Genomic DNA, 25,266 nt, shown 5'->3' on the forward strand with positions numbered 1-25,266 from the left:
AGTTATCTTTTCGATTATTTTTCTATATCAGAAAATAATACCATTCACTTTACAAAAAAACTGACGACCACTATGTAGCGGTCGTCAGTTGCTTTTAAACTTCTGCGTCTGGTTGACGGTCCAATACTTTCAAGAATGGGAACCAAATGATTGCTACGATCACAAAGTCAATCACTTGCAGTAATCCGCCCAGCCAAGAGTTTGTCGCTAAGATACCGCTGGCGATGATCGGAACGGTCCAAGGAACAGAAACACCGGTAGGAGCTGGCACAAGTCCTGCTACCATTACAAAGTAGTTCAATGTTGTCACTACTAATGGAGCCAAAACCCAAGGAATCAAGATCGTTGCGTTCAAGACGATTGGCAAACCGAAGATCATAGGTTCGTTTACGTTGAAGATACCAGGTCCTAATGCTAGACGACCGATATCTTTGTATTGTTTTTTCTTCATGATAAAGACTAACATCACAACTACTGCCAACGTCATACCCGAACCACCTAAACCAACAGTGAATGTTTCCATAAATGGTTTTGTGATGATGTGAGGTAATGGATCGCCAGCTTTATACGCGTCTAAATTATCCAGCATCAATGTGTTCCAGATTGGGTCCATCACTGAGTTGACAATGATTTGACCATGTAAACCAAAGAACCATAAAAATTGAACAAAGAACAATGCGATCAATGTCGCTGGCAAGCTGCTTCCTAAACCAGTCAATGGTTTTTGGATCACTTCATAGATTACGTCGTGCAAGTTTACGTCAAATACACCCGTTACGATGGCATTGATGATCAAGAAAACACTCAATGTCAAAATCGCTGGGATCAATGCGGCAAATGATTTGGTAACTGCTGGCGGAACACCGTCAGGCATGCGGATTTGCCACCCGCGTTTTGTAATACGGCAATAAATTTCAGCCGCTAAGAATGATGCAAGCATCCCGATAAACATCCCTTTAGCACCAAGACGGTCAAGGCTTAAAATATTCCCAACGGTTTCTCCGCTTTCTGTTACTGTAAAGAAAGGTGTCAATATCAAGAAGCTAGCAAGAGAGACAGCGCCTCCAAAAACTCCTTCAACATCATATGATTTAGATAAATAATAGCCAATACCAAACGTTACAAATACACTCATAATACTCATTGTTGCGTTTTGTCCGTTTCCGAATAAATTAGACAACGTTCCTTTTGTAGCGTCGTTGAAAAACGGCAAGTTATTGATTACGACTACGATCGATCCGAACATAGTCAAAGGAAACGCTAACATAAATGCGTCACGCAACACTGTCAAATAACGGTTCTGTCCCAGCCAATTTGCTAGGGGCATAATTTTTTCACTGATTTTATCCATGAACCCATTCACAAAAATCCACTCCTCTTATTTCTTTTAGTAATCGATTACAAATGTAATAATATCATGGTATCTTATATAAGTCTATACTTTTTTAATAAAAGTATATTTTTATAACATAAATAAATTATATTAATTTTAATCCGCTTTCTTTTATAGGAAGTCTCACCAGTTTTGATAACGATTTGCTAATAAAAAAATGTTTAAATAACGAAATAAAAGATCTCCTTAAAGATAATCTTTAAGGAGATCTTTTGAAGAAATCAATTTCTGGTTAAGATCATTTCCGTCACAAATTTGTCATAGCGATGAACGGAAACCGAATGTTCAAAGGCAGCTCCAGTGACAAGATAGCCGATTTGTTCAGCGACACCGACTGGATCTCCTTTTTCTAACGCCAATTCTTCTGCTTCAAAATCAGTTGCTTTACGGACTGTAATAGTTCGATGGCCGCTTTGGATCTTCAGGTGCAGCTCTTCTTCAATATATTCATAGATGGAGGCCTGTAATGTTTCCTTTTTCAAACCCGGAATTACATCGATAGGCATATGAGTCTCTTCAATAACCGTTGGGCTGCCATTGAGATAGCGGACACGATAAATATGATAGACAAAATCATCTTCGGAAATATTCAATTTGTTCTGGATAAACGGATCTGCTTTGACTACTGAAAAATCAAGCACTTTACTGGTTACTTGCTTATCCGGATTCTCAGCTGTTTTTCCTCGAAATTGATTGATGATCGCGATACGGTCGATTTCTTTTTTCGACAAGTCTTTAACAAACGTTCCTGAACCGCGACGCTTGATGATCAGGCCTTCAGACACTAAAATATCCAATGCCTGTTTGATGGTCATCTTGCTGGCTTCATAGTGTGCCCCCAGATCTTTTTCAGAAGGCAGCTTGTCATTTGATTTATACTCTCCCGCCAATATCTTATTTCTCAAATCCCCAGAAATATGGATATATTTTTTCATAATAAATCACCTCTCTTATCACTGGTTTACATACTTAGATAATAACTTATTTAACTCACAAAAGTCTATTCCGATTCTGCTATAAAAGAAGAGGGATCAGAACACCTTCCTGCCCTGATCCCTCCTATATATTATTTATTTGCCATTTTTTTGTAAATGTCAATGAGTTCTTTGGCTAGATCGGTAAAGGCTATCGCTGTCATCAAATGGTCTTGACTGTGCACAGTCAACAAAGTCACTTCCATATGATTTCCTTGTGCTTCTTGTGTCAGCATGTTGGTTTGCGCATGATGCGCTTCAACCAATGAGGCCTCTGCGTCTTTGATTTTTTGATCAGCAGTTTCAAAATCGCCTTCTTTTGCAGCTTGGATGGCTTCCATCGCGTCACTTTTGGCATTGCCGCCGTACATGATCAAGCCCATGATCGCTTCAAGATTTTGTTGTTCCATGTGTCTATTTCCCTTCCATCAAATTTTCAGCTTGTGTAAGTACTTTTTCTCCGTTCATCATGCCGTAATCCGCCATGTTGATCACATCAAATGGAATTCCTTTTGGATCCAACTTTTCCGCAAATTGGTTTTTCATGAAACGGACTTGTGGTCCTAATAAAAGTACATCTACAGGTTTAGTAGCTAAGTTATTGTCTGCATCAGACGCCGCTACTGCAAAGATATCTGCATCCATTCCTTTTTCTTCCGCTGCTTTTTGCATTTTTGTTACAAGTAAACTCGTGCTCATTCCTGCTGAACAAACCAGCATAATCGTTTTTTTAGCCATTTTTTCCACCTCATTAATTATTTTCAATAGTTTTTATCAGGGTATCTTCTAATGTCACTTGATTCGTTTCCGCAACATTTTTGATCCAATGTCCTGATTTTTTGATAGTTTTGACTTGTGTATGGATATTTGTAGAAATAAAACCGTAACGGTTGCGATAAGCGTTTTTCCATGACCAGCAATCGATCGGTGTCCATAAATGATAACCGAAACAATGGGATCCTTCCGCCATCGCTTTATTCAGCCAATACAAATGTTCTTGGATAAACTGGATGCGGTAATCATCTTCGATCACGCCCGCTTCATTCAAATAGCGTTCTTCCCGAGAGACCCCCATGCCGTTTTCTGAAACGAACCAATCGATATTGCCGTAGTTGTCTCGAATATTGATCCCAATGTCATAAATTGCTTTAGGATAGATCTCCCAACCTTTGTCTACATTCATTCGACGTCCCGGCATTTCATATTCATCAAAATATTTTTCCGGCATCCAATCGACAGTCAAACTGTTTGGCGAAACAGCCGGTGCCTGTACTCGATGAGGATGATAGTAATTGACTCCCAAATAATCAATAGTATTTGCTTTGATAGTTGTTAATTCTTCTTGAGAAGCATCCCAAAGCATGCCGTCTTTTTCAAGGACTGCTGCCAATTTCTCAGGAAACTCTCCTAATGTGGATGCATTCATAAATAATTGATTGAGCCATAGATCCGCAAATTCCGAAGCAGCCAAATCTTCAGGGGCATCGCTTTTTGGATATGGTGGTGTCAGATTTAAAATGATCCCGATACGGCCATCTGGATTTCGATTCAATTCACGAAAACGAGCGATCGCTTTGGCAGATGCTAGTTGGATGTTATAAGCGACTTGTACCGCTTTTTTCCCATCTACAAGATTAGGATAATGGAATTGGTGCAAGTATTCTCCTTCAACGATCACCATTGGTTCATTGAAAGTAAACCAATCTACGACACGATCACTGAATAATTCAAAACAACGCTCCGCGAATTTTACATATAGATCCACGACATGTTTTGATTCCCATCCGCCATAACGATGATAAAGTTCAACTGGCAGATCAAAATGATGCAGGTTGATCACTGGACGAATATCATTTTTGATAAACTCATCGATTACTTCATTATAAAAACGGACAGCATCTTCGTTAACTGTACCCGCTTCCAAATCATCGATCAAACGCGTCCATTGGATAGAAGTCCTGATTGAATTCAAACCGATCTCTTTCATCAACGCGATATCTTCACGAAAACTGTTGTAAAAATTCGAAGCAGTGTCTGGTCCTACTTGATTGTAAAATTCTTCCGGCTGGATCTCGTACCAGTAATCAAACATATTCGCATGTTTTTTGTTGAAACGTCCTTCTGATTGCGGTCCTGACGTAGCAGCGCCCCACCAGAAATTTTTTGGAAATTCTAAATTCATTTTTCTACTCCTTTATCAATGTATCCGCAAGAGCCAGACCGCCGATGATCCCTGATTGATCTTGTAATTGACACGGTACGATGAACTCATCAAGGTCGCCTACTGATACATAGTTATTTAATAAGTGCTGATAGTGTTTGCGGATCAGCGGGAATAATTGCTTCTGCTTCATAACTCCGCCGCCTAAAATAATTTTTTCCGGTGAAAAAGATAATGTATAACTCACACAAGCTTGCGCTAGATAGTCCGCTTCTATTTCCCAGACCTCATGATCTTCTGTCAGTTCTTGACCTTTTTGTCCTGTCCGCAAAGCGATCGCCGGTCCTGATGCCAATCCTTCCAAACAATTATGATGATAAGGACAGACCCCTGCGAAGGTATCTTCTGCTTTTTGATTGACATAGATATGGCCTAATTCGGGATGGCCTTTTCCCTCCAAGATATGCCCATTCACTACTACACCGCCGCCAATCCCGGTACCAACTGTCAAATAAATACAGTTTTCGTATTTTTGAGCTGCTCCATAAGACAATTCGCCAAATGCAGCGATATTCACATCCGTTGTCCAAAAAATCGGACAATCAAGTGCCTCTTTTAGTTTTCCCAAAAAATTGAAATTTTTCCAAGCAAGCTTAGGTGTATTGGTAATATACCCATACGTTTCAGAGGATGTATCGACATCGATTGGCCCAAAAGAACCAACTCCTAATGCATCTAGCGTGTATTTACCGAAAAAAGCAATGATCTGAGGCAGATTTTCTTGCGGTGTTGTTGTAGCGATCGTTATCGAATCAATGATTTCGTTTACATTTTCTTTTTCAGCTACTGCGCAAACGATCTTTGTTCCACCTGCTTCAATCGAACCTAACATATTCTCCCTCCATTCCTGTTGTTTCCGCTTTCTGTGAAACGCTTTCTAAAAGCTTAAAAAAAGCAGAACTACTATGTCTATATAATACTTCTAAGACGATTAAATGTCTATACTTTTTTACATTTTAAAATATACTTTTTTCGCACCTTAGATTTTTAATCCATCCCAAAAAGCAAGGAGAGCTAAAATAAGTAGTAAACTTTTTAGCTCTCCTTGTTTCCTTTTGTTTAAGTTTCTATCCTTGTGTCATTCTCTTTTCTGTCGTTCCGGGCTGACCCATACACCCGACCCATGACCTAAGATTGTTTTGACTGCCGGAATAAACGTTACGACGATCGTTACTGCATTCATCATCCAAAAAAACAGCATATAAAGTGGTGCAAATAAAAAATATTTGATTTTGCTGCCTTCATCATCTACCAGTAAACTAGCCAATAATTGCAACAGACCAGCGATCATTTCAAAACAGACAAACGTAAATGCTCCTGTAAGCAAGTGAAGAATGATCTGATAATTTCCTAAAACCAGATTATAAATGAATATTCCTGCGAAAATCACCGTTGAGATCCAGAAAAAGAAGGTCCATAAGATACTCAATGTCTGATCCAAAAATAAAAAACTGCGTCCGATATTTTTAAAGGGATGTAATAAAACTCGCCGTATGTTGGTCAGCCAGACCTCAGTTCCTCCTTTGGCCCAACGCTTTCGTTGGCGATAGAGCATCTTGAGGGTTTCAGGAACTTCCATAAAAAAGATGATCTTAGGAGCAAATAATGAAAGCCAGCCATCAAATTGATGATCCCACGCGATACTGATATCTTCCGTCGCTCGGTTCTGACGGAAAAGGCCAACATCGAACAGTGCGTCTTTACGATAGATAGTATTGGCTCCGCTGTATGCATAGATAGCACCTAATACACCGATCTGGGTTCTTTTGATAACTCCTACGATACTGGAGAATTCGACTGTCTGCGATTTTCCTAATAATGTTGAGCGATTTTGTACATCCATATTGGCAGTGACAGCTGAAATATTCGTACTGTCTTCTCGTAAGAAATAATTGACATATTTTGTCAATGCATCCGGTTCTGGTAACGTATCAGCATCATTGCTCAATATCAGCTTGCCTTTTGCAAATCCGACACCGATATTAAACGCATGTGCCTTTCCTTTGTTTTTTTCGATACGGATCACCCGCAGTTTACTATATTTTTCTCTCAATCTTTCAAGGATGACCGGTGTATCATCTGTTGAACCATCATCCATGACCATCACTTCATAATTGTGGTAATTTAAATGATTCATCAAATATTCGATCGTATTTTCAATCACGATCTCCTCATTATGGGCCGGTACCATGATCGTGATCATTGGTTCGATTTCTGTAGGAATATCGGCCCAATCCAATTGACGATAACGAAATAAAAACGTATAACAAAGACTGCCGATAAACCAAATAAATCCACCCAAGATAGGATAGGTAATCAATACAAACAACATAAAGGAAATAAGTCCATCAATGAATGGGATCCCTGTATTGATAGTCATAAAGGCACCTCCTTATCTTGAAAAAGTTTGGCAATCTCATCATCATCAATATTTTTTTCAGGTGGTACAGAGTAGTAACAAATATTTTCACGCTCTTCTTTGCTGCCGAAACGTTCCGTATAAAACGCCTCGAGTGCTTCTTTGCGTTTTTCTAGGAGAGTTTCGTCATACTGTTTTTCTTTTCTCAATGTATTCCTAAAACGGTAATTATTCCGGAAGGTTAAATGATTGAAATGACTGCTATTACAAAAAAAGCAATTAGAAAAAACAGCCCGAGGTTTTCAAGTCTTAAGATTTCTTGCGCCGAGACATAAAAATCCCATCCTATATCATCGTTTTTGAAAATACTTGGCAAAAGGAACCAGACAAAGGGAACAAGCAGGCCACACCATGCCAGCAATGTCAGAAGTATTTGGCGAATTTTCAATCCCCAGTTGCTTTTTGCAAAAAATTTGTCAGCAACTAACTTTTCTTTTATCTCTTCACGAGTAGTTTTGTTCATTTTTTGAACTCCTTTTTAAAGTCGCAAAAACATCAATTTGTTGTCTTTGTCATAATTCCCATAAAAAAGGTTAGTAATACCAGCCTTTCTCTACATTCCGTATACCTGACTATTGGCAATCTCTAGTCATCAACTTCTTTTTCCAAGATTTCACCAGTTCGCGCGTCCATTTTTACATTGGTCTCTGTGCCGTTATCTTCTACAGTTACTTCCCAATAAGTGGTCCCTAATTCTTGATCTAAGTCCCAGTCAGTAGCTTGTCCAGACCCTACCTCTTTTTCAGCAATCGAAGCTGCTTTTTCTATACTTAGTAAGTCTGTAAGTGCTAATTTATCTTTGCGTTTTTCGCCATTTTTCTCATCATCATCCAGCGATTCTTCGCGTTCTTTCTCAATCTTTTTAGTTTCCCCGTCAACTCGTATTTCGTATTCTTTACTGTCATCTAAACCTTCAACTTTGTAAAAATATTTGCCAAAAGATGTGTCCAATTCAAGTGAAGTTATATCTGCATCAGGGTATGTGTCTTGAAATGCTTTAATGGCATCTTCTACTGAAACTGTTCGTTTTCCATTTTCTTGACTAGCTGTGTCCGATGTCTCAGTTGCACTTGTGGATTGGCTGATACTTGATGACGTACTCTGTGTCTGACTCGTGGATTGATCGGATGACATATCATTTCCTGAACATCCTGCAAGTAAACTTATAGATAACATACTGATTCCAACTAACAAATATTTATTTTTCATATTCTCCTCCTTATTTCCTTGTAGACTCATCTTATCAAGAGGATGATCAAAACATCAAGTATTTATCCTTAATTTTAATCGTTTTAAATAATAAACGTATTGTTTTATGGCGTATAATCACACAAAAGAACTAATTGCTTTATATCAGATTTTAGAAAGTACTTTTCTGTTGATTTTTTAGATGAAGGAAAATAGAAAATATTTTTTATTATCAGTATAAAAAAACAAAAAAGACATACAAATTCTCTATTTGAATAGTACCGTTCATAATACTATCTCATAGAAATTTTGTATGTCTATACAAGAAAAACAACGAATCACTTTTTTATCAGTACGAAATCACCTATTATTTCGTCTTATCCGCAAAACGAGCTTCGACCCGATAGATCCGCTGTCCACGTGTGGAAAACTTCTCTTCATATTCAGTCATGATATTGTCCGCATAATCACTATGATGCAGATCCAGCCAAACTTGTTGGATCGTCATCCCAAATTTTGAAAAACTGGCAAGGGAATATTCAAACAACCCTTGATTATCCGTTTTAAAATGGATCTCTCCTGCCGGACGCAAAATCTCTTGATCGACTTTCAAAAATGCCGGTGAGGTCAATCGGCGCTTTTCATGACGCTTTTTAGGCCATGGATCAGAAAAGTTCAAATAGATCTGGTCCACTTCACTATCGGCAAAGTATTCTGTCAACGCAGAACCGTCTACATGCAGCAGCTGAACATTGGGCAGTTCTTTTTCAAGCACTTTATCTAATGCAAATGAAACCACACTGACTTGCATTTCTACTCCGATATAATTGATTTCAGGATTTTTTTCTGCCATACCGGTGATAAAACGGCCTTTCCCCATACCGATCTCGATATGGATAGGACGATCATTACCAAAACGCTCATGCCAGCGTCCTTTCCAAGCTGTTGGATCAGCAACTACGATCTCTGGGTGTGCAGCCAACATTTCTTCCGCACCATTTCGTTTTCTTACTCTCATTTTTTCCTCTCTTTCAATAAAAAAGAGACCGCAATATAAGTCCATCAACTTATTATCCGAGGCAGCACTCCTGCAGCGGGAGTCTCATCTGTCGCAAATCAGCATCGTTGTTTACGACAGACAGTTTTATACCATGCGGGTATTTTTTGATTAGCGTTGACTTATATCATGATCTCTAGCCGCTAAAAACACGTTTTAATTGTAAAATCTCTTCATTCATCGTTTTGAATTCGCCCCGCAGATAGTACTTTTTGATCTCTTGCAAAATCGACATTAGTGCATACCAATACACGCGATCCAAGTTATCTGAGGTAGCTTGCACGCCATAACTGATCAGCCAGTGACTCCACGAAGAAATCGGTAAATAATGTCCCAAAATCGTACCGATATCCACCGCTGGATCAGCAAACATAATAGAATCCCAGTCGACTAAATATAAATAATGCTGACAGACTAGCCAATTCCGACAATTGACATCCCCATGAACGACAGCCTTTTTTTCCTGATCGAATGCCGGGATATTTTTTCGCAAATAATCCACAACCAGCTTCAAAAAGCGGTTTTGCAAAAGCGCAGGAGGCAGATCCTCTTCATACTTTTTCAACATCATTTTAGGAGTGACGACCCGATCATCGATCCTCTCCAGCATTTGTTTCAATGATTTTGAATGATGCAGCTGGTACAAGACATCCATCACATCATTTCGCTGACCGATCTCTTCTGGATCGAGGATGTGTCCTTCCAGCCATTCTTGCGCTGTCAGTGTATCACCGTTTCCGGTTCGTTTTGTCCAAATCAATTTAGGAGTAATGCCTTCACGAGACAAAGCAGCCAGCATCGGGGTGGTATTTCGCTTGATGAAGACTTTTTCTTTCTCACGCAGACCGACATACGCTTTGCCCGTATCGCCTTTGATAGGACGCATGCGCCATTCATGATCCAACTGAATTTCCATCCGAGCTCTCTTCCTTTCAACATTCTCCACAGTACCCTTCATTGTAGTCGGTGAATCCATGTGCGTCAAGCGGATATACGTTCGTTTTTTTCAAGTATGGCAGGATATACAAATTATTTCGCATCCATATTTTTCGCAAAATTTGTTCAGGTGTTCATTCTTCTTGTTGATTCAATTTGTTTAAGATTTCAGTCAGCGATGCTTTTTCATCTTCTGACAGTATGGAGAAAAACTCCACTCCCAAACTGCTGCGGACACTTTCTAACGAATCAGCTAACGTTTGTCCTTGGGGTGTTAAAAAATAATTAGTGACCCGGCGATCTTTTTGATTTTGTTCTTTGCTGACGTAGCCTTTTTTTTCCAGCTTTGTCAACAACTCACTCAATGAAGCCGGACGGATCCTCATCAGTTCGGCAAGTGTCTTTTGCGAAGCGCCAGACTGCTGCGCTAAAATCCGCAACAACCTTGTTTGTCCATGAGAGAATTCCTCTCCATTGCTTTGCTGCGCTTGATAAATTTGACGTTTCAACAGTCGATTGGCTCGCTGAAACGCTTCAAACAGTTGATTTTCCTTAGGCATTAATATCCCTCCGATTTTCCTCCATAATAATAAATTTTTCTTAACTCGTCAATTAATTAGGCACCTAACTAATTGACTTTTCTTTTATTCCGTCGTATAATAATTAGGTACCTAACAAAAATCCAATGGTACGACGAAAGGGGAATGTTTATGCCAAAGATGCGCTTTGACATCGATCCATCAAAAACACCAAAATTAACCATGCCTTTTGTTCGTCGCATTTTTTCTTATTTTGCTAACTATAAACTTCAGTTATTTACAGTGATCCTTTTAATCCTGTTTACTTCTGTTTTAGGTCTTGTCCCTCCGATTTTATTACAACAGATCGTGGATAAGGCATTACCTGATAAAAATTTAGGGACTCTTGCACTCCTAGTTGGTCTTTCCATCAGCGCAACCGTCTTTTTGAATCTGCTTCAAGTAGCACAAGGCTATTTGAGCACTTGGATCTCAAAAAAAATCACTTATGATATCAAGAACCAGCTTTATACGAATCTAAGCCGACAACCGCAACGTTTTTTCAATGATGTCAAAGAAGGGGAGATCTTGACCCGTTTGACTAGTGATGTGGATGGGATCCAACAGATTTTCCAGACAACTGTCGTCAATGCTTTGACTAGTGTGTTTATTTTAGGAACGACACTGGTGGCATTGATCTCTCTTAATCCGATCTTGGCTTTGGTCAGTGTGCTGACATTGCCGCTATTTATCTTGCCTACTCGCAAAGTCGGAAAGATCCGCTGGAAAATCACCAGCCAAAGCCAAGAAAAACTCAGCCGCCTCAATCAGCATGTCCAAGAAACCCTCAGCGCAAGCGGCAGTACTTTAATGAAGCTGTTTACCAATGAGAAAAAAGCCTACACTGAATTTGCGACTGCGAATGAAGATGTGACAAAATTACAATTGAAAGAAGCTGTTGCCGGGCGTTGGTTCCGAATGACTATGTCCGTTTTTACAACGATCGGACCGATGCTGGTTTATTTGATCGGCGGAATGTTGATGATCAAAGGACAAATCACGATTGGTGGTATCCTGACCTTCGCTACTTTGCTTTCACGGATGTATAATCCTGTAACGCAGTTGTCCAATATCCAAGTAGACTTCATGCGCTCTTTTGCGTTGTTCGATCGTATTTTCGAATATACCGATATGAAAGCTGAAATCACCGATCAGATAGACGCTGAAGATATCGTGATCCAAAACGGGCAGGTCACTTTTGAAGATATCGCTTTTGACTATGAAAAAAATCCGACTCTGCAAGATATCAACCTAGCTGTACCGGCAGGACAAATGCTGGCGCTAGTCGGACCATCGGGAGCCGGAAAATCGTCATTGACCAGCCTGATCCCTCGTTTGTATGATCCAACGATGGGCCGGATCACGATCGATGGCCGCGACATCAAAGAATTCACCTTGAAAAGCTTGCGAGATCAAATCGGGATCGTCACTCAAGAAGCTTATCTTTTCAACAGCAGTATCCGCGAAAACTTGCTTTACGCTAAACCTGACGCTACCGAAGCAGAATTGATTGCAGCTGCTAAAGCCGCGTATATCCACGAATTCATCCAAGCACTGTCTGACGGCTATGATACCCAAGTCGGCAGTCGCGGCGTCAAACTTTCCGGCGGTGAAAAGCAGCGTTTAGCAATCGCTCGTGTGATCTTGAAAGATCCAAAATTGTTGATCTTGGATGAAGCCACCTCCGCTTTAGACGCGCTTTCTGAAATGTATGTCCAAAAAGCCATGAACGAATTGTTGAAAAACCGCACTAGCATCGTAATCGCCCACCGTTTATCCACGATCCGCACTGCTCATCAGATCGCTGTCATGGAACATGGCCGGATCGTAGAACGAGGAACTCACGGCGAATTACTAGCACAAAGCGGTCTATACGCTCATTTATATGAAACACAATTCCAACTGTCCGATGAACAACCGGCAGCTGCCTAAAAAGATTGAGACACAAATCAAGACTGATCAAAATCATCCGTTCTATATAGAACAGCGCTCTCATACATTCATTAAGGAAATGTATGGGAGCGCTGAAATAATTAGTTCGAATAGATAGTTGCTATCAGACAGATACACTGTCTCAATCTTTTTTTGTTATTCATCGATTTTTTTCAAACGGGCCGGCAGATAAAAAAGAATGAAGAGGACAACGATCACCCCATAGCCCAACCAGACGATCAGACGATCAGACCATTCATTCAACTGGATACCGGCGACTGCCGCAAACAAGATTGCCGCGACTGCCAATAAGATAGCCAACAATTTCTGCAACGCTGTTTTCTGCTGTTCTTTTTTGACGGGATACAGATGCGTCAACACCATATAACGAAATTGGTTATACAAAGGGACTAACTGGAATCCGATCAAGTACAAGAACAAACCGCCGATCCCAAGACTGAACCAGCGTTCTTCGCTGAAATACAGCAACACTCCTCCCAATAAAACCAACCGCAGATACAGCCCGCTGTATTCAGATCCTCGAACCATCCGGCGAACAAACAAATAAAAATACGTATTGGATTGCTTCTTGGGAATCCGCTCTAAAAGTCCATCTAGATACTTGCGACGTTTGACACTGGCGGTGATCTCTGGAACATCGGTAAACAGATTGATAAACTGATAGATCCGATGCAGGCGATTTTTTTCCAACTGGATCATCTTTTCCCAGTGCAAAGTCAATGTGGGACGCTGCCATAAAACTTGCCATGACACGACTGCTGTCGCCACACCTAAGATTAGACCGATGATCGGCGACAGATACAAACTGACTGTCAACACACCAAAGCTTGCTGTCAGCCATACTGCATAGGAACTTTTCTTTTTAGACTGGCTTTCAAAAAACAGTCCATAACGCTGCCATTGCAGATGCGCGACTTTCAACGCCCACAAAGTCGGCAGCAGCCAAATATAGTGAGAAAACTCCAGATCCGTCGTTACTACCGCTAGCGGCATCGTGACTCCCAAAACCAACGCGATCAATACAAAAGGCAGATAGCAGGAATAGCGCAGAGCCTGCTGGAGATAGTTTTTCATCTGATTTTCTTTCGGCAGTAAAAAAACCAGATCTGCAGGTTTCGCCAAACTGACAAAACGTCCTACATGCAGGATCAACAGCCACACCAAAAGGATCAACCAGCTAAATAAAAACGAAGGATGCTCCGGCAATGCTTTCAACGCATTAGAATAATATAACCCCAATCCGCCGGCTAAAAATGTACAGATCAGCACAAAATGATCATTGAAGACGTAGCGCAGATATTTCATCATCTGTTTTTGATGAAGTTGCAGTCTTTTAGAGAACAACTCATTCATGATCGGCCACCTGCTCTTTAGTCAACTCAATATAGATTTCATCTAATGACGCTTCATGCAGCCCGAATTCATTCCGCAATTCAGCGATCGTTCCTTGCGCTCTGATCTTTCCTTCATGCAAGACGACAAACCGGTCGCAATATTTTTCTGCAGTCGCCAGAATATGAGTGGACATTAAGATGGAAGCACCAGTTTGTTTCATTTGATTCATCAATTCCAACAAAGCGTGGATCGCCAGTGGATCAAGCCCCAAAAAAGGTTCATCGATGATATACAAGCTGGGCTCGATCAAAAAGGCGCACAGTACCATTACTTTTTGCTTCATTCCTTTAGAAAAATTAGCAGGAAACCAATCCAGCTTGTTTTCCAGTCGGAATGTTTTCAAAAGCTTTGCCGCTCGTTGTTGCGCTACTTCTTGAGGAATGTCATAGGCCATCGCAGTGATCCCGATGTGTTCTCGTAATGTCAATTCTTCATACAAGGACGGGGTCTCAGGAATATAGCCAATTTGTTTGCGGTATTGTTCAGGGTCTTGTTTCAACGTCAGCCCATTGATCTGGATCGATCCTTTTTGCGGCTGTAAAATCCCGATGATCTCTTTGATGGTGGTACTTTTTCCGGCACCATTCAAGCCGATCAGACCTACCAGTTCGCCGTCATTGATGGTAAAGTCGATATCTTTTAAAACCGGCAGCTGACTATAGCCGCCTGTTAAATTTTTTACTTCTAATGTCATCTTTTTTCCTCCATTGTTCATTGAAATCATTATACCAAAAAAAACCGCCAAAATTGCCAGTTTCCACGCTTGATTTCTCACAATCCCAGAAAGTTATGGTAAAGTAAACCTAAGAAAATATTTTGAAAGGATGACCTCCATGACAGATTGTATTTTTTGCAAAATCATCGATCAAGAAATCCCAAGTTATAAAATATACGAAGACGACGTAGTCTATGCGTTTTTAGATATCTCCCAAGTAACACCCGGTCATACATTAGTTGTGCCGAAAAAACATGTCACTGATATCTTTGAATATGATGAAAAGTTAGCCAGCGATGTTTTCGCACGAATCCCTAAAATAGCTAAAGCGATCGAAGAAGCCTTTCCAGAGATTGAAGGCATGAATATCGTCAACAATAATAAAGAATTGGCCTATCAATCGGTCTTTCATTCTCATTTCCACTTGATCCCCCGTTACAGCAAAAACGATGATTTTTCTATGCATTTTGGCAATCATATGGATCAATATACACCAGAAGAATTGACAGCGATCGCTGAAAAAATCAAAAAGCAGGTGAAATAGATGTTGAAAAACTTTATCAAAGGCTTATTGTTCGGTTCAACAGTCGGCGCAGTCGGCGGACTATTATTGGCGCCTCGCAGCGGCAATGAGACCCGTAAAAAATTGACAGCGGAATTGGAAGAAGCAGCGGATACAACATTAGACTTGAACAAGAGCCTGCAACGATTCCAACAAGCTGTCGTGACTACCAGACAAACAGCGGCAGAAACCTTGCCGGTACTTCAGGATGGATTGAAAAAAGATGTCGAATCATTCAAATTCCAAGCGGAACCCCGAATCGAACAAATCCGCCAGCAAGTTACTCGTATAAATGAACATGTTGCGCAGCTTGAAGTGCTCGCTCCAGAAAAACCTGAGAAAACTGCTGAAAATTGATGAAACTATGAAATTTGTGCGAAACATCTTAGGAATTCTACCACTTCAAATTAGAGTATGTTATAGTTATACTTGTGAAAAATCTAAGTAGATAACAGGAGTGCTAAACAGAATGAAGAAAAAATTACTATTGGCTGCACTTGGAGCTATGAGCGTCTTTACCTTGGCAGCATGTTCAGGAAACAATCAAGAGATTGCTTCAATGAAAGGCAGCAAAATCACTGTCGAAGATTTTTACAATGAAGCAAAAAATGAATCTTCTAATCAAAGTCTTGTTCGTAATATGATTATTTATAGAGCTTTTGACAATAAATACGGCGATAAAGTAACTGATAAAATGGTCGACGATGAATACAATAAACAAAAGAAAAACCTCGGCGATACTTTTGAACAACAAGTAGAAGCTGCCGGCTATACAACCAAAACATTCAAAGAATATTTGCGCCAAAACCTAGTATTAGAAGCTGGTCTTAAAGCAAACATCAAATTGACGAATGAAGACAAAAAAGCTGCGTGGGATTCTTTCCATCCAGAAGTTGAAGCACAAATCATCGTTTTAAGCAGCGAAGATGAAGCAAAAGAAGTCCAAAAAGATGCTAGCAAAAAAGATGCCGATTTTACTAAAATCGCCAAAGAAAAATCTGTTGATTCCGCAACAAAAGAAGACGGCGGAAAAATCAAGTTTGATTCACAAACCTCAACAGTTCCTGCTGAAGTAAAAGAAGCAGCCTTTAAATTAAAAGACGGTGAAGTTTCTGACGTGATCACTGCAACGGATGCTACTACTTACCAAACAAGCTACTATGTAGTGAAAATGGTGAAAAACAAAGACAAAGGCAATGACATGGACCCTTACAAAGATGAAATCAACGAAATCGCGGAACAAACGAAGTTGAACGATTCTACATTCACTGCAAAAGTGATCGGTCAAACATTGAAAGATGCAAATGTCAAAATCAAAGAAGATGCCTTTAAAGACATCTTATCAGGATATATCGATGCCGCTGATACAAAAACAAGCTCTGATACAGACAGTTCTGCAAAAGAATCTTCTACAAAAGAAAGCGCAACGGATTCTACCGAAGCATCAACTGAAGCTTCAACAGAGTCTTCTAAATAATCCTTTTTGATTCAAATAAAAAAGTTCAACGGAAATGAACATTCGCTATCACAGCGAGTAGTCCATTCCGTTGAACTTTTTTTGTTACACAGGCTTTATACATCTTTTGGTACGTAAAAACTGCGATTATCCATACCGAAGATTCGATCCGTGTATTCTCCCGGTGTCGTTTGTCTGATAGAAGTCAGCATCATCTGCATCGAAGCATCCATCAGATCGATCTGATGCAAGATCTCTGCTTCCATGATCCGGGGGCGGACTGGTGAGCCATATTCCAGCAACCCGTGATGGGCTAAGACCATGTGCCGCAAAACTACGATGTCTTCGTCTTTCTCGTCTAATTTCAAAGCGATACAAGCTTTCGTGATCTCTTCATCGACTAAAACCAAATGTCCCACCAAATTGCCTACCAATGTATATTCCGTAGACATCGGTCCTGTCAATTCGATCACTTTCCCTAAATCATGCAAAAGGATCCCTGCATACAACAAGGAAGCATTTAGTTCTGGATATTCTTTGACAATGGCTTTTCCCAAACGCAGCATGGTGATGGTGTGATACGCCAAACCGCTGGCAAATGCGTGATGATTGCGTTTTGCCGCTGGAAATTCAAAGAATTCTTTTTGATATTTGTTTAATAAAAAGCGGACGATCCGATTCCAATGCGGATTAGTGATTTCAAACAATGTTTGATTGATCTCTTCTTCCATCGCTTCTTTTTTCAAAGGTGCTCGTTCCATATATGCAGAAGGCTCGCTAGGCTCTTCCGGTTTTGCTAGACGCAGATGGAAGATCTTTACTTGCGGGTTGCCGTTATACAGCTCCCGCTTGCCCTGCAAAGCTACGACTTTCCCCGGTTCAAAGCGCGCGATCTCCTCTTCTGAAGCGTCCCAAAACTTTCCATCGATTGTTCCTGATGTATCTTGGAAGGTGAACGCGATAAATTTTTTCCCGTTTTTGGCAACTCGCACATCAGCGTTCTTAATCAAGACGAAAGCTTGAAACTCTTCATCTACCGCCAATTCTCTAAGTTTTTTCATACGTTTTCCCCCATTTCCATTACTGGCTGTTGGTATTCATGATATAAGCTTACCATTTCTGCGTCAGAAGACAAACAGATCACTTGATATTTTTTAGCAAATTCTCTCAACAACGCGGCAAAACGGCGCTTGCGCTGGCTATCGTAATGCAGCCAACCATCATCGATGATCACCGGACAAATAGGCTGGTTTTGCTGTAATGCCAGATAGCCGAAACGGATCGCCATGATGACTTGATCTTTGGTTCCTGTGGACAATTCATAAAGTCTTAAGCTTTCTTGTTTATTTTTCAAGGTAAGCTGCCCATCATCTAATGATATTTTTTGATAGCGCTGATCTGTCAATAGTGCCAAATATCGGCTGGCTGTCAACAATAATTGAGGCAGTTGCTGTTCAGAAAGCTCCGTAGTCAAATCACTGATGAAAGCCGCCAGCATCTTCTGTGTCCCCCATGAAAGAGCCAATTCCTGGATCTCGGCTTGCAGTCGGCTGCGCTCTTGATACAGCTCATCTAATGTGCCATCTACCTGCAGTTGCTGGATCACCAGCTGCAGTCTTTGATTTTCCTGGGAAATAGATGATAAAAGTCGCCGATCAGCCGTCAACTGTTCATTTAGTCCAGTAAAACGCGCTTGCAGTGTTTCCGCAGAAAGTTCCTCTGGATAAACAGTACGCAAAAGTTCCTCCAGCTCTTTTTTTCGCTGCCAAGCTTTTGCCTGATCCTGCATTCGTTCCAACCACCACGGGATCTCTGAAGGCTGACTGATGCCGGCTTGTTTCAACAAAACTTGTTTATCAGCTACTAGCTGGGCTTTTTTTTCTTTGTATTGTTCCAACTGACGACTCAACAAAATACTGGAACGATGTGTTTTTTGCAGTTTCAATTCATTCATTTCATCATTAAAATGCTGAAGCTGGTTCATCCGCTGAGCCAGTTCCAAATCAGCTAACGGCAACCAGTCTTGTAAAAAGTTGAAGCGTTCCATCAACGCCCGATAATTTTGATCCAGCATTTCCAATTGTTGATCGATTTTTTCCAAGTCGGCAGTTGTTTGTAAATAATCTTCTACGTCCTGCTGATACCAAGGAAGCCGGCTTTTTTGTTCATCAGTCCATTGGCTATAATCAGGAATACTTTTTTCAATAAGTCTGATGTGTGTCTGCCGTTGTTTTTGCAAATCAGTGATCGTCTTTTCGATCTCTAAAAGCTGTTCTTCAACATGCCCTAATTCGTTGTTAGATGTTCTTTTGGTTGCGGCTTGCTTTTGGTTTTTAAAAATAAATACTCCAGCAGCTAGTAAGATGCCTGCTAAAATCAGCAGCCAGCGATGACTGGTGGCGATCCCCCCTAACAACGCTGCCGCTGCACCGAAGAAGAGTCCATAGCTGTACATAAGCTGCTGATTATCAGCAGTCGGCTGAGCCGTCCCTAAATGTTTTTTTTGCTCCATCAGCCAATCTTGCTTCAACGTTTGTTCTTGTAAAAGCTGCTGTTTCTCCTCCGCTTTCTTGATCTGTTCAAAAAAGTTTGTCGGCAAAGGCTGTGGCAGATGCGTAGGGTCCCACGGATATGTTTTTTCCCACGCGTCTAATTTTTCAATGGCTTCGCTCTGTTCTTGAAGCTTTTGCCGAAATTCATCGGTCAACCGGGCTGCCGTGATTTTCTCTTGGAGCAATTCCGTGATCTTTCGTTCATTCGCCAGATAAAACTTGTATTTTTCTGAATGCTCTTGTTGGGACAACGCTTTATCCAATGCTTCTTGGCTTTCAGCGATCTGTTGTTCCAGACGCTGATATTCTTGATAAAAAGAAGCCAATTCAGCTTGATCCACATGACTATCTACTTGTTGGAGCTGTTTTTTTAAACGCTGCAGTTCTTCATACTGCGTCCAATAAAGCTGTTGTTCTTTCAAGATCGTTAAATTTTCCTCAGCGGCTGAGATCTTAGCGGTCAATTTTTCTTGTTTCTTATCGGTTTCCGCTAATTGTGTGTAGTAATTTTGTACCGCTGATTCCTGCTGCTCTTTCTCATGGATCTTTTGGTCAAGGGCTTGCCAATCCAACAATTTTCGATTAAGAGGCAGTTTTTGACCTTTATGTTTGAAAAGTTTTTGCGCGTCTGATATATAGCTTTGACGTTTCTCAAGTAATTGTTTACTGCCGGAGATCCCTAATGAGATCAACGCGTCATGGAGTTCCTTTTCTTGCAGTGCATCCAGCTGTGACAGCTGTTCCTGCTGAAACGTGAATACTTCTTGAAATAATTGAAGGTTCAATGGCGCCAGTAAAGAGTTCAGCAGCCGCTCGTCGCCGATTCGTTCACCGATCATGACTTTTGCGCGTCCGCGATCAACTTGTTTATAGCGCTCTATGCAGACTTCTCCAGTTACGGGAAACTCCAGCCATAATCGTCCGCCAAAACTGGTGCCGTCTTTAGGCGCATAGTCCCTCTTGTTGCCCCGTTTTACCGGAAAGCCAAATAACATTGCTTGGATAAATTGATACAATGTCGATTTGCCGGCTTCGTTGACCCCGTATAACAGCTGGTTGCCGGATGTAAAGTCAAAGGTCCTTTGCCGATATTTTCCAAAACCGACGATTTCCGCCCGCAATATCCTCATTTGTCTTCCTCCCACTCAAATCCCTGATCGATAAACTGCCGGACAGCTTTCAAAACATCTTCTTGATATTGCTGTTTATCTAGCGCTTTAGCAGCGATCGTGTGGGTCAATAATTCTTCATGGATCATTTCAAACAATGCCTGATCTTGGTAATTCGTCAACAGCAACTGCAACAGTTCACCGCTGGCAGGCAGAAAAAGCTTTTCGCTCGCTGTCTGGCGGCTAGTGATTTCATACAATATGATCTGCTTTTCTTTTTGCAAGGGACGCTCATTGACATAATCCATCACTTCCTGCAGCTGATACTCTGCCAGAAACTCATTTCCCAAGTGCTCGGAGTCCGTCACCTGCAATGACTGCAAAGTATTCTCCGGTTGTTGCTCTAGATATCTGCTGATTTCCTCCAAGGCTTCTTGTTGATTTCTGACTTTTGCCAGAGAGAGTTCTGTATGAACCCAAGCCAGTTCTTCTACTTTGATTTCTTGCCGTACACAGCGGCTTCCATTGTATTCTACCAATTGGATACCGGTCGCTGTTTCTTTTTTATTATGTCCTTGTGTCGTACCTGAATATAAGATAGGCGGCTGTTCTTTTAAGACAGTCGGTACATGGATATGCCCCAACGCCCAATAATCGTAATTTTTTTTCTGCATTTGACTGATGGAAAATGGTGCGTAACGCTCGCCATTGCTGTCGCCATGATACATACCGATGTGCAGATCCACCGCGCGGCGTTTAGGAAACTCACTGACCTTAGAAGTTTCGATCCAAGGATGAGTATAGCTGAAGCCGCTGATTGCATAGGTTTCACCGTTTTTGGTCTTTCCTTCAAAAGTCATTACCTTTTCGCTGGTAAAAAGACGGATATTCTCAGGAAAAGCAAACCAATACCGTTGCGGATCATAATAATCATGATTTCCGAAGATCATATAGACAGGGATCTTCTTTTCGGCCAAACGTTGGATCTGTTCAAAAAAGAAGTGCTGCGTCTTTAGTGAAGGCTTATTTTGGTGAAATGTATCGCCAGCTAATAAAACAAAATCGACATTTTGTGATACAGCTGCCGTAACAAGATTGATCAATACTTGCTGATTGATCTGTGCAAATATTTTATGTGTTTTTTTATTGAGATTCGCCAGACCTTCAAAGGCACGGTCAACGTGCAGATCTGCCGCGTGAATAAAACGTACCATCCTTCTACCTCATGCGAATTGTTTTCTACTATCATACCATTTTTAGGCTGTTACGTCAGCAAAACACGAAAACTTGTTCGCATACCAACTAAGAAAAAGCTTGATTTTCAATTAACAAAATTGTACGCTTCTTCCGTTTTTTTCTCTCACTTGCGCCTCTTCCATCTTAGCTCGTTTCCAGCAGCGGAATCATGAAAATAAATCAGTTATCTTTTTCGAAGATAAATCACCTGCTTAATCTTTTAGGTGATTTTTATCGATTCTTTTTTTCTAAGAGAAAAAAACGTTTTCCTTTATTTTATCTCTATGAAGAAAACATAAATCAGGAGATCATAGTTATTAAAATAAAAGTTATTTTATAAAAAATATCAATATATAGTGTTGATATTTTAATTCAATAAGCATATATTGGGTCTTGTGGCAAAATAATCAGAAGATAATTTTACATGTGGATACACAGATGACTATTATAAAATAACGTTTACAAAAAAAAGACAGCAACTGAATCGGATCCATTCAGTTGCTGATCGCTTTTTAAGATGCCAAAGTTTGTTATAGTCAAAAATTATCGGAAATTTACTATATAAAGGAGTTTATCTATGAATTTAGCAAATGGGAAAAAAGTCTTTACATTGGAATACTATCAAACAGGATTTTCCGGGTGGGGACGATCAAGCCGAGTCTTATGGGTCATCGGGATACTGATCCAGTTGAGTATTGGCTTTTATAGCGGATTCAGCTTGCTTTCGCTTACTTCAACTTTTGCAGGGATCATCGGGTTCACCTGTACTCTTGCTATCACAAACGGCAAATCGATCAATGGGCTGTTAGGGTTTATTTCGGCACTGATGTTGGTTTATGTCGCTTTGAAGACGCACAACTATTCAGATATCGTCATGCAGTTAGCTTATATCATTTTATTGGATCTGCCCATTGTCTTTTCAAATAGCTGGAACGAACAAGAACTTGAAGTAAGAAAATTGAAGGTTAAAGGAATTATCGGATTTATCGGGATATTTATTGTCTTTTTTATCGCCTGCTATCTTTTAGATACAAAAATCCTGCATTCTCCTCAAGCCTTTTTAGATGCTTTTAGTGCGTCCATCGGTCTGACAGGAGCTGTTCTATGTGTCCAACGCTATCGTGCTCAATATTACCTGTGGACTCTCCAAAGTCTGATCAGTATTATGCTTTGGATCCAAACCGCCATCAATGGACATCCTGTCTGGGTCTTGATGATCACTTATATGCTGTATATCTCAAATAATATCGTTGCTTTTGCCGATTCCAAATGGTTTACAAAAAAATCAGAAATGATTGCTAAGTAACACTTTTAAGCAGCAAAAACTGCTGAACAGCGGCAAAATAAGACAATTTATCTTGCCAAAAACCTGATTGAAAAACATGATATGCCGATCAATCAGGTTTTTCATTTTATTGCACACTCTCTTAACAAGATGACTACATCGTTTCTAGTTGAAGGAATTCATCAAGCTTTTTTCAACATATTTGTCACTGACAGCTAATTATTTGAATCATTTATACTATAAGCCTACGCTTGCTACAATGCTTATTTTTACTTTGCTGCCTTTTCTATCGAATTCAGTTAATATACTGGGCTTTCCCCGCCCGCCGATTCTATATTTTCTGAATAATAAAAATTTTTTTGAAAAAACACTTGCTTTTTTTAAACGACCATATTATTATTACTTCAACAAATTCATATCATAAAGCAACGAGGAAAACAGTAGCTATTCAAGTATTTATTTCCAGTGAGTCATGACAGTGAAAAATGACAATAAATCGAGTAGACGAACATCATTTCTGAGCCAATGTCGAAAACGTAGAGCATTGTGGCGGCCACCATTATCAGGCTAGCGGATAACTTTTGAAAGCGTCCGTGAAATGAGAGATAGCTTTTTTGAGCTATATTAAAAGGTGGTACCGTTCTGAAATAACCAGAGCCCTTTTCCCTATTTTGGGAAAAGGGCTCTTTTTTTATCAATGAAAGGTGGTGGTTTCTATGGAAACTGATATTAGTGATATTCCGATTAGCAAGAATCGTACAGATTATTTATTTACAAACAATGGAGGAATTATTTATGGAGAAAACAAAAAAATCATATTCATGGAAACAACTATTGGTAGTAAGTTCATTGATTTTTGGGATGTTTTTTGGTTCAGGTAATCTGATCTTTCCAGTTCATTTAGGTCAAATGGCAGGATCAAATTGGCTGAGTGCCGGTGTCGGTTTCGCGATTTCCGGAGCTTTGTTCCCGCTCTTGGCAATTTTAGCGGTGGTCGTGACAAAAAGTGATGGTCTTTACGACTTGGCAAAACCTGTCGGAAAATGGTACGCCGCTTTATTTTTAGTATTAGTGCATTTAACAATCGGACCATTCTTTGGAACACCTCGGACAGCAGCAACTGCTTTTGAAATGGCTGCTAAACCATTTCTTCCTGAAAAATATACATCACTTGGTATGTTACTATTCTCAGCCGCTTTTTTCGGACTCGCTTATTTCTTGACTGTTCATCCAACTCGTTTAGTGAAATATGTCGGAAAATATTTAAACTCGATCTTTTTAGTTCTTTTAGCTGTCGTATTCGTCGTTGCGCTGTTTAATCCAATGGGCGCTTTAGATCAAACGGCCACTGGAGCTTATCAATCAAACGCTTTGACTAGCGGTGTCTTGGAAGGCTACAACACAGTCGATGCCGTAGCACTTTTAGCGTTAAGTGTTACTTTCGTTCACGCAGTTCGCGATCTAGGCTTCAAAAACAAACAAGTAACAGAATTAACTGCGAAAGCAGGAACCGTCAGTGTGCTCCTTGAAGTTGTGATCTATTTCGGATTGGTTCTTCTTGGTGCAATGAGTCTGAACCAAATGAATCTTTCCGCAAACGGCGGAACAGCACTTTCACAAATCGTGACCCACTATCTTGGTCGATTCGGTACAGTCTTCTTAGGTGCCCTTGTTACATTAGGAGTGTTCACAACAGCCATGGGACTGGTAGTCTCCTTTGCTCAAGATTTCCACAAGTTATTTCCTAAAGTCAGCTATATGACTTGGCTGCGTTTGACGACTTTTGTCTCTTTTGTTGTTGCGAACGCTGGTTTGGATAACATCATCCAATGGTCGTTGCCAGTATTGATGCTATTATATCCACTTTCATTAGCACTGATCCTGCTTTCATTGACCGCTAAACTTTTCAAAAAAAATCCATTGGTGTATCAAGTTACCATGCTCTTTGCAGCGGTTCCTGCTGTATTAGATATGTTGGCTAGTTCGCCAGCCGTAGTCAGCAAACAAGCATTGGTTGCTCAAGTTTTATCTGCGTATCATACTCATCTGCCATTTGCTGATCTTGGCTTAGGATGGGTGGTTCCAACACTAGTGGGATATCTAGCAAGTCTTACCTTTGTTCTTCTTCATGGGACTGCCACAACTGTCTATCAGTCAGAGGAAACACCCATTGAAGAATAATTTTCATCAATAAACAGGAAGCAAAATCGCCGATCCCTCATCTTGCAGCGGATCGG

The 25,266-nt window shown here is 40.4% G+C and carries 24 protein-coding genes; 6 read left to right on the forward strand and 18 right to left on the reverse strand.

Translation table 11 applies throughout. The features are described 5' to 3' along the window. Positions 1-94 precede the first annotated feature (94 nt). The 13 genes from celB to EFB00_RS05050 all read right to left on the reverse strand — a co-directional run bounded on the left by celB (position 95) and on the right by EFB00_RS05050 (position 10,748). Positions 95-1,363 carry a PTS cellobiose transporter subunit IIC gene (gene celB / locus EFB00_RS04995; protein WP_122645808.1) on the reverse strand — a complete coding sequence of 423 codons (1,269 nt, stop codon included), beginning with the start codon at positions 1,361-1,363 and terminating at the stop codon, positions 95-97. 251 nt (positions 1,364-1,614) lie between these two features. Next, positions 1,615-2,328, reverse strand: coding sequence for a GntR family transcriptional regulator (locus EFB00_RS05000; RefSeq protein WP_122645809.1), 714 nt, complete (start codon positions 2,326-2,328; stop codon positions 1,615-1,617). A 131-nt stretch (positions 2,329-2,459) separates the two neighbouring features. Then, the gene (locus EFB00_RS05005) at positions 2,460-2,777 is read right to left on the reverse strand and encodes a PTS lactose/cellobiose transporter subunit IIA (RefSeq protein WP_122645810.1); all 318 of its coding nucleotides are present in this window, start codon (positions 2,775-2,777) and stop codon (positions 2,460-2,462) included. A gap of 4 nt (positions 2,778-2,781) precedes the next feature. After that, positions 2,782-3,105, reverse strand: a complete 324-nt coding sequence (locus tag EFB00_RS05010) for a PTS sugar transporter subunit IIB (protein WP_122645811.1) — start codon at positions 3,103-3,105, stop codon at positions 2,782-2,784. A 13-nt stretch (positions 3,106-3,118) separates the two neighbouring features. Beyond that, on the reverse strand, positions 3,119-4,549 hold the full coding sequence (locus tag EFB00_RS05015; protein WP_122645812.1) for a glycoside hydrolase family 1 protein: 1,431 nt from the start codon (positions 4,547-4,549) through the stop codon (positions 3,119-3,121). 4 nt (positions 4,550-4,553) lie between these two features. Further along, entirely contained in the window at positions 4,554-5,420 is an 867-nt protein-coding gene (locus tag EFB00_RS05020) for an ROK family protein (RefSeq protein WP_122645813.1), read from the reverse strand. 246 nt (positions 5,421-5,666) lie between these two features. Then, positions 5,667-6,968, reverse strand: coding sequence for a glycosyltransferase family 2 protein (locus tag EFB00_RS05025; RefSeq protein ID WP_122645814.1), 1,302 nt, complete (start codon positions 6,966-6,968; stop codon positions 5,667-5,669). Then, a complete protein-coding gene (locus tag EFB00_RS13615) occupies positions 6,965-7,156 on the reverse strand; it encodes a hypothetical protein (RefSeq protein ID WP_241153408.1) in 192 nt (63 codons plus the stop codon). Before EFB00_RS13615 ends, EFB00_RS05025 begins: the two co-directional genes overlap by 4 nt. Before the next feature lie 32 nt (positions 7,157-7,188). Next, complete coding sequence (locus EFB00_RS13620; RefSeq protein ID WP_241153409.1) at positions 7,189-7,470, reverse strand: hypothetical protein; 282 nt, start codon at positions 7,468-7,470, stop codon at positions 7,189-7,191. Positions 7,471-7,592: 122 nt separating this feature from the next. Further along, the gene (locus EFB00_RS05035; RefSeq protein WP_122645815.1) at positions 7,593-8,216 is read right to left on the reverse strand and encodes a PepSY domain-containing protein; all 624 of its coding nucleotides are present in this window, start codon (positions 8,214-8,216) and stop codon (positions 7,593-7,595) included. Between the two features lie 346 nt (positions 8,217-8,562). Further along, a complete protein-coding gene (gene trmB / locus EFB00_RS05040) occupies positions 8,563-9,213 on the reverse strand; it encodes a tRNA (guanosine(46)-N7)-methyltransferase TrmB (RefSeq protein WP_122645816.1) in 651 nt (216 codons plus the stop codon). A 175-nt stretch (positions 9,214-9,388) separates the two neighbouring features. Continuing rightward, positions 9,389-10,168, reverse strand: a complete 780-nt coding sequence (locus EFB00_RS05045) for a phosphotransferase family protein (protein WP_122645817.1) — start codon at positions 10,166-10,168, stop codon at positions 9,389-9,391. A gap of 154 nt (positions 10,169-10,322) precedes the next feature. Continuing rightward, positions 10,323-10,748: a MarR family winged helix-turn-helix transcriptional regulator gene (locus EFB00_RS05050; RefSeq protein ID WP_122645818.1), complete on the reverse strand. Its 426-nt coding sequence runs from the start codon at positions 10,746-10,748 to the stop codon at positions 10,323-10,325. A gap of 150 nt (positions 10,749-10,898) precedes the next feature. Here EFB00_RS05050 and EFB00_RS05055 point away from each other — a divergent pair, with 150 nt between their 5' ends. After that, positions 10,899-12,698, forward strand: coding sequence for an ABC transporter ATP-binding protein (locus tag EFB00_RS05055; protein WP_122645819.1), 1,800 nt, complete (start codon positions 10,899-10,901; stop codon positions 12,696-12,698). A gap of 156 nt (positions 12,699-12,854) precedes the next feature. Here EFB00_RS05055 and EFB00_RS05060 read toward each other — a convergent pair whose 3' ends face one another. Together EFB00_RS05060 and EFB00_RS05065 are read right to left on the reverse strand one after the other, a co-directional pair. Further along, positions 12,855-14,072 carry an ABC transporter permease gene (locus EFB00_RS05060; protein WP_122645820.1) on the reverse strand — a complete coding sequence of 406 codons (1,218 nt, stop codon included), beginning with the start codon at positions 14,070-14,072 and terminating at the stop codon, positions 12,855-12,857. Then, on the reverse strand, positions 14,065-14,808 hold the full coding sequence (locus EFB00_RS05065) for an ABC transporter ATP-binding protein (protein WP_122645821.1): 744 nt from the start codon (positions 14,806-14,808) through the stop codon (positions 14,065-14,067). Before EFB00_RS05065 ends, EFB00_RS05060 begins: the two co-directional genes overlap by 8 nt. A 139-nt stretch (positions 14,809-14,947) precedes the next feature. Here EFB00_RS05065 and EFB00_RS05070 point away from each other — a divergent pair, with 139 nt between their 5' ends. The 3 genes from EFB00_RS05070 to EFB00_RS05080 all read left to right on the forward strand — a co-directional run bounded on the left by EFB00_RS05070 (position 14,948) and on the right by EFB00_RS05080 (position 16,868). Further along, entirely contained in the window at positions 14,948-15,373 is a 426-nt protein-coding gene (locus EFB00_RS05070; RefSeq protein ID WP_122645822.1) for an HIT family protein, read from the forward strand. Then, complete coding sequence (locus tag EFB00_RS05075; protein WP_122645823.1) at positions 15,374-15,748, forward strand: YtxH domain-containing protein; 375 nt, start codon at positions 15,374-15,376, stop codon at positions 15,746-15,748. Positions 15,749-15,860: 112 nt separating this feature from the next. Continuing rightward, positions 15,861-16,868: a peptidylprolyl isomerase gene (locus EFB00_RS05080; RefSeq protein WP_122645824.1), complete on the forward strand. Its 1,008-nt coding sequence runs from the start codon at positions 15,861-15,863 to the stop codon at positions 16,866-16,868. Between the two features lie 95 nt (positions 16,869-16,963). Here EFB00_RS05080 and EFB00_RS05085 read toward each other — a convergent pair whose 3' ends face one another. The 3 genes from EFB00_RS05085 to EFB00_RS05095 are packed head-to-tail and all read right to left on the reverse strand — an operon-like array spanning position 16,964 to position 21,722. After that, positions 16,964-17,908, reverse strand: a complete 945-nt coding sequence (locus EFB00_RS05085; RefSeq protein WP_122645825.1) for a 3'-5' exoribonuclease YhaM family protein — start codon at positions 17,906-17,908, stop codon at positions 16,964-16,966. Further along, positions 17,905-20,529, reverse strand: a complete 2,625-nt coding sequence (locus EFB00_RS05090) for an AAA family ATPase (RefSeq protein WP_122645826.1) — start codon at positions 20,527-20,529, stop codon at positions 17,905-17,907. The genes EFB00_RS05085 and EFB00_RS05090 overlap by 4 nt, the downstream gene beginning before the upstream one ends. Continuing rightward, complete coding sequence (locus tag EFB00_RS05095; protein ID WP_122645827.1) at positions 20,526-21,722, reverse strand: metallophosphoesterase family protein; 1,197 nt, start codon at positions 21,720-21,722, stop codon at positions 20,526-20,528. Before EFB00_RS05095 ends, EFB00_RS05090 begins: the two co-directional genes overlap by 4 nt. A 599-nt stretch (positions 21,723-22,321) precedes the next feature. Between EFB00_RS05095 and pnuC the strand changes: the two genes are divergently transcribed. Beyond that, positions 22,322-23,050, forward strand: a complete 729-nt coding sequence (gene pnuC, locus EFB00_RS05100) for a nicotinamide riboside transporter PnuC (RefSeq protein WP_122645828.1) — start codon at positions 22,322-22,324, stop codon at positions 23,048-23,050. Between the two features lie 774 nt (positions 23,051-23,824). Continuing rightward, positions 23,825-25,210 carry a branched-chain amino acid transport system II carrier protein gene (gene brnQ / locus EFB00_RS05105; protein ID WP_122645829.1) on the forward strand — a complete coding sequence of 462 codons (1,386 nt, stop codon included), beginning with the start codon at positions 23,825-23,827 and terminating at the stop codon, positions 25,208-25,210. The last annotated feature ends 56 nt before the right edge of the window (positions 25,211-25,266 follow it).

Origin of the sequence: Enterococcus mediterraneensis, from assembly GCF_900604485.1 — a bacterium.
GTDB classification, from domain to species: domain Bacteria; phylum Bacillota; class Bacilli; order Lactobacillales; family Enterococcaceae; genus Enterococcus_C; species Enterococcus_C mediterraneensis.